The organism is Chloroflexus sp. (assembly GCF_049970315.1).
Lineage (GTDB): Bacteria > Chloroflexota > Chloroflexia > Chloroflexales > Chloroflexaceae > Chloroflexus.
Map to the genome: position 1 here is coordinate 1 of NZ_JBMFNE010000042.1, position 11,870 is coordinate 11,870.

Annotated in this window: 10 protein-coding genes; all 10 read right to left on the minus strand. The window is 49.1% G+C overall.

From position 1 onward, the window contains the following. The coding region (locus tag ACP5OT_RS17475; protein WP_428132866.1) for a nucleoside-diphosphate sugar epimerase/dehydratase at positions 1–548 on the minus strand (548 nt) is incomplete at its 3' end. Between the two features lie 177 nt (positions 549–725). Next, on the minus strand, positions 726–1,499 hold the full coding sequence (locus ACP5OT_RS17480; RefSeq protein WP_428111878.1) for a WecB/TagA/CpsF family glycosyltransferase: 774 nt from the start codon (positions 1,497–1,499) through the stop codon (positions 726–728). Then, entirely contained in the window at positions 1,496–2,593 is a 1,098-nt protein-coding gene (locus ACP5OT_RS17485) for a glycosyltransferase family 4 protein (protein WP_428111880.1), read from the minus strand. Before ACP5OT_RS17485 ends, ACP5OT_RS17480 begins: the two co-directional genes overlap by 4 nt. After that, entirely contained in the window at positions 2,590–3,756 is a 1,167-nt protein-coding gene (locus ACP5OT_RS17490; protein WP_428132868.1) for a glycosyltransferase, read from the minus strand. The genes ACP5OT_RS17485 and ACP5OT_RS17490 overlap by 4 nt, the downstream gene beginning before the upstream one ends. Beyond that, positions 3,757–5,001, minus strand: a complete 1,245-nt coding sequence (locus ACP5OT_RS17495) for an O-antigen ligase family protein (RefSeq protein ID WP_428132871.1) — start codon at positions 4,999–5,001, stop codon at positions 3,757–3,759. It lies immediately after the preceding gene. A 78-nt stretch (positions 5,002–5,079) separates the two neighbouring features. Then, positions 5,080–5,910 carry a class I SAM-dependent methyltransferase gene (locus ACP5OT_RS17500; protein WP_428111888.1) on the minus strand — a complete coding sequence of 277 codons (831 nt, stop codon included), beginning with the start codon at positions 5,908–5,910 and terminating at the stop codon, positions 5,080–5,082. 17 nt (positions 5,911–5,927) lie between these two features. Beyond that, positions 5,928–7,358 (minus strand): lipopolysaccharide biosynthesis protein, encoded by a 1,431-nt coding sequence (locus tag ACP5OT_RS17505; protein ID WP_428132873.1) that lies wholly within the window; start codon positions 7,356–7,358, stop codon positions 5,928–5,930. After that, a complete protein-coding gene (locus tag ACP5OT_RS17510; protein WP_428111893.1) occupies positions 7,336–8,163 on the minus strand; it encodes a class I SAM-dependent methyltransferase in 828 nt (275 codons plus the stop codon). Before ACP5OT_RS17510 ends, ACP5OT_RS17505 begins: the two co-directional genes overlap by 23 nt. Further along, positions 8,160–9,665, minus strand: coding sequence for a tetratricopeptide repeat protein (locus ACP5OT_RS17515; RefSeq protein ID WP_428111896.1), 1,506 nt, complete (start codon positions 9,663–9,665; stop codon positions 8,160–8,162). Before ACP5OT_RS17515 ends, ACP5OT_RS17510 begins: the two co-directional genes overlap by 4 nt. A gap of 90 nt (positions 9,666–9,755) precedes the next feature. Beyond that, complete coding sequence (locus ACP5OT_RS17520; protein WP_428111899.1) at positions 9,756–11,105, minus strand: cytochrome P450; 1,350 nt, start codon at positions 11,103–11,105, stop codon at positions 9,756–9,758. Positions 11,106–11,870 lie beyond the last annotated feature (765 nt).

The window sequence follows — 11,870 nt, forward strand, 5'->3', positions numbered from 1 at the left end:
AGACTGCCAAGCCGGGGCAGTGCAACCGGTTCGTCGCATTCATCTGAGGCATAACCGACGATTTGCACCCCCGTCCACGGACGGCGACGAAACTCCTCGGCTAGCCGGGTAGCCGCGTTCGCCTGCCCCACCGCAAGCACGCGCCGCCCGCCGCTCTGGTTTTGCCGCCAGTGGGTTAGGGTGCGAAAGCCAAAGTGAATGGCGCTCACAACGACCAGATCAAGCGCGACGAAGCGGAAGACATGATCGCGATCAACCAGATTTCCGTTGATCAAATAGAGCAGCCCGGCAAGTGAGGTTGCTGCTAGCAATACACTAAGAAGCAGGCGTACAAAGGCTTCAAAGAGGGTGTGAGTGAAGAGCGCGCGTTGTGGGGCAAGGATAATGAAGGTCAACACCCAGATCACGATCACGCCAATATAGAGCGGCCACTGGCGCAGTATCGTCGTCGGGTTAGCTCCGATAACTACCGCAAGGCAGAACAGCGTTGCGATCAGATCCCAAGCAAGTACACTCCCGATCAATCGTGCGCGTAGACGTTCCAGCATGCTGGTTCCTTACGTGAAGGCACTTACCAGCGTCATAGCCGCACCTTCACACAATGCTCTCGGTGTTGCACCTGTAACAAGGGATATACTGGCAGATAGTATAGCATGAAGGCAACAAATAGAGCAAGCAAGTAGATGCCGAGAGGTGATCGTGTTTATACTGCATCGATCTCTGCTTCATTGTGTGTCGAAGTTTCGTTCTCGCCGTGTCATCTGCCACAAATCGCGTGCCATCAAGGGCAGCAATGCCCACGGTTCCAGTAAATAGCGTCGTGCCAACCGGCTTGGCTCACTATAAAGACGGTAGAGCCATTCCAAGCCGGTACGCCCCATCCAACGTGGCGGAGTTGGTATGACGCCGGCAATGTAATCAAAACATGCCCCGGATGTCAGGATGGCGTTTGCAGATAAGTGATCCAGATTCGTCAGAATCCAGTGTTCTTGGCGGGGCATACCCATGCCCACCATCAAAACATGAGGCCGAAAGTTGGCTATTTCGGCTAATACCGCCGTGTTATCATCCGCTTGAAAATACCCGTCACGAGTGGTGATTTGTAAAGCAGGGTATTGTTGGCGCAACCGTTCGGCAGCGAGTGCTGCCACTCCTGGCTTGCTGCCCAAATAGAAGATACGCCAACCTTCTGCTGCTGCCATTGCCATCAATGGATGTATCCAATCGACGTAGGTGACACGATGCTCGCGGTTCAATTTATAACCGAGGATGCGTCCCCAATAAACAAGGGACATGCCGTCGATATGAATAACATGTGCTTGCTCATAGAATTGACGCATTGTTTGATCGCGATGGTAGAGATAAATACTATGCAAATTATGATGAGCAATGATCCAACGTTCTTGATGTTTGATCGCAGTAGTAATACATTGATTGAGTCGATCGATAGTAAATAGATCAACAACAACACCTAGTAAAGTAATACGTGACACTATCATTGGTATTGAAGCAGATTACAAATATATCCATCAACCATATGTTCAAGCGTATAAAGGGCTGCTCGCTCACGAGCTCGTTTCCCTAACTCTCGGCGGATTTGTTCATCTTGTGCAAGGTAGCGGAACGTCTTTTCCCACTCATCAACGTTGTCTATTGGAAGAAAGATACCTGCATCTCCAATGATTTCGCGGTTGACTGCTAAATCACTCACAACGATTGGTAGGCCCGCCATCATTGCTTCAACGTTGGCAAAACCAAATGCTTCATATCGTGAGGGAAGAGCGAAGATATCGCCCGCAGTGAGTAATTCTCCAATCCGTTGTGGTGGTAGTTCACCCAATAGACAAATACGATCAGCACACTGAGTTGTTTGAATAAGCTGATGAAGTTCATCCCGTAGCTCACCATCACCGGCAATAGCGAGATAGTACTGTGAACTAGGTAATCTACTCATGGTGTTGATAAGTAAAGCGTGATTCTTTTCATAAGCGAGTCGGCCAATACTAATTACAATACACCGATCGTTAGGTAAATTAAGTAATTTACGCGACTCTGATTTTGTGTATGTAATGATTGGTGGCTTTAGGCCATTAAAAACTACTTTACTTCGCCTCAAATATGTATTAGGATGCGTTTGAAAAGAACTCTCAACACTCTTTGAAACAAAAATGTTGCTTGTATAAATTCCTATGGAACCAATCAGCCGGTCAATCCATCGCGCTACTGGTGGATAACTCCAACAGGGGCTACGCTGGGTCGCTAATCGATGCGGAACTCCGGCAGCATAGGCGATGGTTTGACCGATGATATTGGCGTAGTGGGTATAGGTGATCACGCCATCAGGATTGATTACACGTAGCCATTGGTAGAGTTTGACGAGTAACCCGAGAAATTCGCCAAAAGTTTTTGGTTTCTCTTCCCACAACCACCGTACATATGGTCGATCAGTGTAGGTTGGACGTTTTTTGTAGAGAAACCATACCTCTGAAATAAAGCCACGCTTAATCAACTCTTCACAAACTTGTATCGCAGCTTTTTGTGCACCACCAGCTTCCATCTGGGTCACGATGTTAATGATGCTTTGGTTTTTCATAGCACGCTCTTTTGGATGTGTTCAGCGATCACTTCATCGTACAACGCTTCTAGTTTCGCAGTTTGAGTGTTCAGATTAAACTCTTGCTCAACCCAGCGCCGTCCCTCTTCACCGAATTTATTGCGTAAAGCTGGTTGTTCTAATAACAGGCCAAGATAGTAGGCTAATTCATCGGTATTGCGTTCGGTGGCAAGAAAACCGGTTTCACTATGCCGAATCACCTCGGGAATACCGCCACTGGCAAAGCTAACCGGTGGGACGCCCATCGCCATCGCTTCAAGGAATACAACACCGAGCGACTCAGCTTCACCGGTTGGCATGGTAATACTCGGCATACAAAAGACATAGGCCCGTTGGAGGTATTCCTGTACGACAGTGTTGGATTGTGCCCCCATAAAGGTTACGCGTGAACCCAATACTTGTCGGGCTAGCTCTTCATACCGACTACGTAATGGGCCATCACCGATGACGGTTAGGCGAAGGGCGGGAAAGTCGGTTTGTAATTTGGCTAAGGCAGTGAGCAGATATGGTAATCCCTTACGTTCGATCAGGCGACCTACATAAAGAATATGCCCCCATTCAGGATTGGCTGTAGGGCGAAAGCGATCGAGATCGACCCCATAACGGATACAAACGATCTGGGCCGGATCAAAGCCGTGTTGTTCGATCAGAATGCGGTGCAAGAAGTGAGACTGGACGATCACCCGTGTAGTGGTACGTACCAATTGCCGTCGCCGCAAAAGGTAAAGACGGTGGGACATATATGACGAGCGCCAGATAGCCGCATCACGCATCGTGACATCGCTTCCATGCACGCTGACCAAAAGCGGTAGCCGGTATCGTTGTGCGATTGGCATTGCAATAGCGCCGTAGGGTGCGACATGGGCATGAATAAGAGCAGGTTGCCAAGTGTCGAGCCATTGCCGTATTGTAGCCGGAATCTGTCCCCAAACTTTGAATTGAACTTCGTGGAGTTTACCTCGCCATCCTCCCTGATTGATCAGATGAACTATTTGCTCATCTATTCGGATTCGTGGTCCAGATGGCCATTTGCTGCCCAATATAGCAGCTTGGTAACGGCGGAGGTTGCTAATTTGATTATAAATAAATGTCTCTGTTAGAGCAGCAGGCTGATTCCAAAAAATAACAATCTTGTAATTCATTTATATCTCCTGGATGTTTAGTTGTGTTTCGTAATAAGTATACGAAAAAGTGATCCAGAATATTGCTTTTCCTAAACTTGACTCGATGAGGATTGCCTCTGAGAAATTATACGTCGCCAGATATAACAAGAAAATTGTAATAAACAAAAATTTATAACGCGATTTTTCTTGAAAGAAAGAATGAAAATTTTTGGTTATTAATAGGAACAGTGTAGTCAATATTAACATTAAACCTACTAAACCCAGTTCAAGCCATACATCAATATAGCCATTATGAGCGTGATTAGCCCACCAAAAACGTAATCGCATTAACGCAATGTCTAGTGACAGCATCTGGCTCGGATCAATCCAAAACGCCCCAAATCCATAACCCAACAATGGACGTTGTATGCCAATTCCAATGAGTGACTGCCACAGTGGTAATCGTCCAGTGAGAGTTGGATCACGTCCAATCAAACTGACAATTTCCGGCCAATAAATGACTCCTAAGGTACTGATTGGAAGGATTGTAGTCAATACCAAGGCCGTCATTTGCCATCGTTCGCGCGAAGCTAACGAATAAAGCATAGTGAGGGTTAGCCAAGCTGTGACCACTAACGTGGTTACTACTAACGCGGTCATCGAGCGAGATCCTACGACTAAGATGACTGTGCCTAATGATAACCCATACCAGCTTAATCGCCACCAACCGGAGTACTGTTGAGACAATGTTACAAAAACAATTAGTGCTAATCCTGCGATCCGTCCTAGCGCGTTTTTGTGAAACATTATCCCCTGCCAGGCCCCCGGATGAGGATAGTCCATTACTGCCCATCCGAAACCGCTAGCAATGCCGATCAGACTGGCAATGACTATGAGACTCATTACGGTTCCCAACAGCTTTAGGACGGTAAGAAACGGATACCTTATAGCCAATAAGACCCCATAGAGGGTGGCTAGCAGAAGCGCAATACTCCGCCGTAGCGTAATTGCCGGATCGAGTGACCAGAGTACAGAAATAAATGCTAGTCCTACAACCATCCAGATCGGCCATCCCCTCATCAGGAGTTGACCAATGTGGCGATAGTGCCATACGAGTAAGACGAGACCACTGTAGGACACGATCAAGACGACTTGTTGGAACGGATCTTGGGCTAATTCGCCACCGACGTAAATTTGGCGCCAAAGCGGGACAAATGCGCCTGAAAGCAATGTGAGAGCGATGACGTGCCAACCTAGTTCAAGGTGTTGCAGCTTGATCTTCATGGTATTAGTGCTCTAAAGAGCTGACCGCGCTCATCTCGCGTCGTTCGCTCGCCTCGTTGCAGCTTGATCTTCATGGTATTAGTGCTCTAAAGGCTTGCGAGCTATTACTAGATAACCACATGTCATCCATTCGTTGACCTCAGCCAATGCTTGCGGTCGTTGGAGTTGGTGGCTGATGTTTTGATTGAGACGTAGAAGTAAGTTTCCGGCTTGTTGTCGCAACCATCTCGATATGTGCAAGTACCACCATTGTGGTTGGCAGATGAACCAACGTATTGTTGGTCTATAGTATAATGGGGGTTCTAGATGTATGATTTTGCTTACTAAATTTACTACTCGTATAACAACTTGATGTATCAAGATTAATATTGTTACAAAAAAACCACCTTTTGTGTGAATATGAACCACTTCTAATCCAGATTCATGACAAATACGCTCTAAGCCATATCTGGTAAATCTCCAGTGATCGTGTGGTGCATCATGAATAGGATATATGAATGGTACAGACAACACCAGATGACCACCTGGTTTAAGTAAACGTGTGATTTCCTGCATAACTTGGAATGGTTGACGAGTGTGCTCTAAAACCTCCGTACAGAGGATAGTATCGAATTGTTGATCCCTGAACGGTACATATTCGGCGAGACAAACGATATCCGCTGCATTAATGGTATGTGGTGAGAATAGTACTTCGGTACCAATACTTTGATCTACACGTTGATTGTAAATAAGAGCATATGGCCGCTCTCCGCAACCGAGATCAAGCAGTTTTCCTTTAAAATAATGTTTGTGCTTGAGTAATAATTCTAGAAGTAGCTCATTTACTACAATTGAAAAGGTCTTTTTATAGTCAATGTAGTAGCGATCTTTCGTAATATCATATACAAGAAATCCCTGTTGAAGACGCATAAACAAACCTCTATATATTAAACTAGTCGCCTATTACTGGTGAATTTTTCTTTTCGATGATGCCATACCAGCCATCCACATCCTATCATCAGCGCTGATACCCACGTTAAGCGTAATCCGGCAACAAGCGGGTGGGTGGGTGAAAACCACGTTTCTGACAGCCACAGTCCACCATATGCAATAACCCCCATACTCACAATCAGTCCAATCTGTTGCCATGGGTACACAACCGGGTATAGATGTAGCGAATCAATGGCAATAAAGCCGGTCCATAACATATACGCAACTACGGTGGCCCATGCTGCACCGGCGATGCCAAAGGCCGGAATCCACCAAAAGCATAGCGCTAAACAGCAACAGGCGGCAATCCAGCCAATCACCGGCAGATCGCGCGTGCGATCCTTCAGCATAATCCCGATATTTAACGGGTAGCTAAGACCGTAGATAATATACGCTAACAAAATAACCGGCACCAGCCCCATCGCCGACCAGTAAACCGGTGGCGCAATTAAGGCATAGAGCAACGGCGTGAGCGCCATCACAGCCAGCGCAAAACCTAACGCCACCCATAAGTAAATCAGGAGCGCTTGTGCATATTTTTGCTCTGGGTGGGGTTGGGTGGCGATCTTGAACCGGCGTGGCGCCCAATCGAGCGCGAAGGGGCGCGTAACAAGCACATCAAGCACGGCAGCGATTTTGTAAGCGAAGGTATAAATGGCAACGTTTTCGAGCGACAAAAATCCCTGTATAATGTAGCGATCGGCGGTAGACAAGAGGTATGCAGCGAGATTAGCTGGTAGGAGCGGCAAGCCGTAGCTTACAATCCGGCGAATAAGCGCGCGATCAAGTTGCCATGCAATCCAACGCCACCCTACGATTAAACCTGCCGTTATGAAGCTCACCGCGGCAATCAGGCGTGCCCCAAGTGCGCCGGTGAGACCAAACCCGCCCTCGAGCAACCCAACAGTAAAGAGGGCAAAGAGCGCCATGCGCCCAATCGAGAGGGTAATAAATGTGATCGGTTGTTCTCGGATACGAAACAGAGTCAGGAAGACGGTAAAAATCGCCTCACTCCAACCGATCGCTAGTACGAGCAAGAGAGTGTGCGGCGCGCCGGGCAAGTCAAAGTCAATCCCACCGGCTATCAAACTGGCGCCGCCAACCATGATCACCATCCCGATCACGCTAGCCATCATCAGCGTGTTGCCTACTAAACGCGCTCGCCATTGTTCATCATCCTGAAACCAATATTCGCGCATGAGCCCGACTTCAAGTCCGGCCAAGCTGAGTAGGTTGAGCAGAAAGATAGTGACCTCGAAGATTGACCATGCGCCGTATTCAGCCGGAGTCAGCGCATTGATCAGATAGGGAATAAGCAGTAATAAGGCGGCGCTATTGGCCGTATTACCGATTGCGTATATAACACTATGACCAAGTATTTTTTTCATGTTTACGCGCAAACAACCATTTACTATTAGGGAGCACTAATCCGTATCTTGGACAGAAAAAGACGCGATCGAGCCATTCAAGGATTATCGGAAGAGTTTGGTCAATAATGTTCAACCTCACAACACGCCTTTCAATTCTCCAGATATTTGCGTAGAGATTCCACCAAAAAGTAGGGGTTTTTACTGGTGGAGGTTGTAAAATGGCGAATATCGGTTCAATATGGATCCTATGTACTTGCAAAACACCCAGTGTTTGTTCGTAATGCGAGAATGAACGAAGGCATACATGAGCTGAGGTGGATACTGTATTTTCGGGGAAAACGTCGGAGACAATGAATAAACCATCCGGCTTTAGAAGTTCTATCATGTTTTGAACAGCATTCTGGAAACTTCTTTCTTCTACTATGTGGAACAACACATCAGCAGCAAACACAATATCAAACCGCTCGTGCAATTTTGAAAGACCAAATTGAGCTATATCTGCGCATATAAAGTTATACGATGGATATTGTTTTTTTAAATTTGCAACACTAATCCTTGTAATATCTATTCCTGTATACTTCATAATATTCTGTTTGGTAAAATATTTAGTGTAAAACCCCGTTCCACATCCGATCTCTAGGATGCTTTTACCGTCTAATGTACAGCCAGTCTTGCCTAAACCGGCGGTTAGTGTTTCCAGTCGTCGTTTATACAAGTACCGATTATATTGAACACCTAAACCTCGATGCCCAACGCCAGTTAGGTCGAAGGTTTTTGTGAGGCGCTCTTCCCAGTAACGTTGTGGTTGATAGGTCTGTGTCATTTGCATGCCTCTATATTGTCTGTCAAGATTCCGTGTTGTGCGGCTGTTCTACATAATTGTTGAGCGCGTTCTTTGTTTTGCACCCATTGCCAATACTCGATGAGATTCTGCCAGATTTCTGGTCGTGGATCGAGGGTTAATGCGGTCGTGAAGGCTTGATCTGTTTGTTGCACTTGTGATGGATCGAAGAGATATAGTATCTTTCCATAGTGAATATGTGCCCAAGCGTTGCCCGGGTTTATCTGTACAGCTTCCTTTATATACGGCAGTGCCTCTGTCAGACGATCTTGGTTCCACAAGCTGAGACTAAGAAGACGATATGCCTCTGATAGTCGCCACGTTAATCTGGGGTTGGCAACCGGAACAGCAATCGCCTGCCGAAAGGCGTGCTCGGCCTCGACAAATCGGTCTTGATTGAAGAACAGTAAGCCCCTTTCAAACCAAGCTCGTAGTTGATATTCCTCATCTATCCAACCCCGATCTATAGTCACACTGCGAGCAAGATCTGTCTGATCTTTGGTAATCCGATAACGAATAAACCATAGTGCGCTCGTAGTGTCCGCTCCCAACAGCGTAGCATAGCGATACCAACGGATTGCCTGCTCGAACTGCTGCTGACGGAAGGCTACTGTTCCTCGGTGTAGAAACTGGTCTGCGGTGAAACCACCTCGTTGCCATGCCGCACGTGCGCGTTGTTGGCAATCGACTATCACGCAACGCACTGCCGAGATCGGTATGATTTGTATATCGCCCCAGCCGCTCGTTGGAAGGTCACTGTTCAAGCTAAGCTCAATCTCTTGTCCGGCCCATTGACTTAGATCGAGAGTGGCAGCTTGCCAACCCTGAGCAGCAGCTTCAGAAGTTAGCCGATACTCGACCAATGTTTGTGCGCCCTGTCGAATTTGATACGTCGTTGGTTGTGCGGTTTGGTTCCCCATCCAGAACACTAACATTGCCGGTTCGGGAGGGAGTGTGGCGCGCAAGAACAGGTGATTGCCAATAAATACGGTACGGGTGATTGGTTCAATCGGGTCCCACCAATCTGGATGAGGGTGAGGTGCTGCTAATGACCAATACTGTGGCGTCGGTGGAATAATTTCCCAGAAAGGTTCATCGGTAGCATGTAGAATGGTCGTGTGGTCAAGGTGGGTATACGCCAATCCGAGTTCCAACCAACGTAAGGGACTATCGGGTTGCTGAGCCACTGCTACTGAAAATGCCGTAACCGCTCTATCTGGTTGATCGAGGAGTAACGCAATACGGCCAAGCTGCTGCTGAGTTGAGATCGTCGTCGGATCGAGAGATACCAGATGCTGAGCCTCGGATAAAGCTTGTTGGGCGATCTCGATTGCCATTGGTTGGGTTAACGGTTGCAAATCGAGCCATGGATCGTATGGCAATGTTCGTCCCTCGGCAGACAGCGCTTTGTCTATCAGGGTCTCTATATTCCAATACTGTTGACCACGAGCTACGACCTCCCTCATCCCCCACACTAGCAACATAGCTACGATGGCTATCGTTACCGGTGCGGCAATAGACCTTCTTGGTAATCTGAGCTTGGTAATGCGGTTAGCAGTCCGTAGCATTGCCTCTTACAATCGTGCTACTTCCACCCACACCTCTGGACCAGGGCGGAGCGTTGCCTTGGGCATTGGACGCACCGGGTAGCCCGGTACGGCACTGACACGGAAGCGTTGCAGGATCATTGGTAAAACGAGTTGCATCTCTATCAGTGCAAAGCTGTTACCAATACATTGGCGCGGACCGGCCAAGAAAGGGACATACGCAAACTTGTGGCGGGTGGCAGTCGCAGTGGATTGGAAGCGTTCCGGGTCGAAACTTTCGGGGTTCGGCCAAAAGGCTGGATGGCGGTGCGTCACATACGGGCTAAGGGCAATAACCGAACCGGCCGGGAGTTCGTAGTCACCGAGCGTGTCTGGACCAACCATGACCCGCGACAAAATCCACGTCGGGGGGTAGAGACGCAAGGTTTCATCGATCACCATACGGTTGTACGGCAAATGCGGCAGATCGCTAGGCGTGGGAGTGCGCCCGCCCAGCACTGTGGCGTATTCGGCCCGAAGCTTGCGCTCGGCATCGCCGTGATGACTGAGCAGATGGATGATCCACGAGAGGGTGCCGGCCGTGGTTTCGTGACCGGCGAGGAAGATGGTCATCACCTCGTCACGGATCTGTTTGGGCGACATTTGCTCACCGGTCTCAGCATCGCGGGCGGTGACCAACATCTCCAGCAGGTCGTCGTAGTCACCATGACGTTGACGCCGCTCGTCAATCAAATGGTAGACGGTCCGTTCCAGCAGGTCAAGATTACGCCGGTAGGCGAGGTTGCCCGGCGTCGGCCAGTTGCGTGGTGGTTGGAAGAGGCGGAATTGCTGACCGGCAGCCCAGTTGAGGGTATCGTTAAAGGCTTTGCCGACGGTCTGTGCTTCGGCTTCGCTCAGCGATGAGCTGAACATCGTGCGCACGATGATCTGCTGCGTCAGCAGCATCATCTCGGTTTGCACCTCAAATGACTGGCCGCGGCGCGCGTATTCCTCCCAGCGCGTCAGCATCCGCTCGGCTTCTTCAATCATTACGGCGGCCATCCGGGCAATGCGCTGATGGTGGAAGGCAGGTTGCATCAACCGGCGCTGGTGCAGCCAATGCTCGCCGTTACTCGTGACTAACCCCTGCCCAAGGAGTTCGTCCATCGCTGGGTAGCGCTTGATGTAGTTCCTCCAGTTTTCTTGCGTGATCCGCTTGACCATATCGGGGTGAACAGCGAGGTACATAGCGCGCTTGCCCAACGGCAGTTTGACCAGGTCACCGTAGTGGCGGTGCAACCGGATCATAAATTCGATTGGGTCGCGCAGGAGACGATTGCCGACGCCAATGACCGGTAGGCCGCGCGGGCCGGGGATGGTGGTAACAGGAGCTGTCATAGGTTTTTGGAATTCGGAAATTCGGCCACGACCACCAATAGTATACCATAGGACGGGCCGCGTGACAAGCGCCGATGGAGGCGTCGCGACATGTGACGGTGTGAACCGTATGCAGTGAAGCAAGCGCCTGCGAGCGTGCAATCGGTTTGGGTGATTGCGCAGGCGTACAGCAGCGCTGTGCGCTACCGCATACTCGCTTTATACGCTTGGCGTTGTACGTCAAGGTGGGGTCGGAAGTCGAGAAATTGGCGGGTTACGAGTGATAAAGAAGGAGCCGTGATCAAAGTCGGGTGTCTGATAGATGAGTTTGTTGTGCCGGATGACCTCGTGTTTGAGCACAATGCCTGCGGTATTGAGCACAACCACGTCAACGTTGCAAAAACCGGCTTGGGCCAACGCGGCGCGGAGATCGAGCTTGGGAAAGATAGGTTTATCGTGGTCGCCAGCCCAAAGAGGTAGACGGCTTGGATGGCGGGGAAGTGCGCAAATATGCCAGCCAGATGGACCAGATGGACAAGCTTAGGATGGAGTGGTGCGGTCATCGTGATCGTATTATTATCACAGCGCAAGGGGTGCATTGTGGATAACTATAGCACAGCGGCAGCCTCCGCAAGATCCGGACGCGCGCAGGAAGTTACTTCGGGATTGAGCCACGCTTGCTATGGTGCTTGACGCTCATCATTGACTACGCATTCTTGACGGATAGGGTGCTTTCGGCTAGGATCGAACTGATCCTAATATTGATTGCGACGTTCACGGTGAACG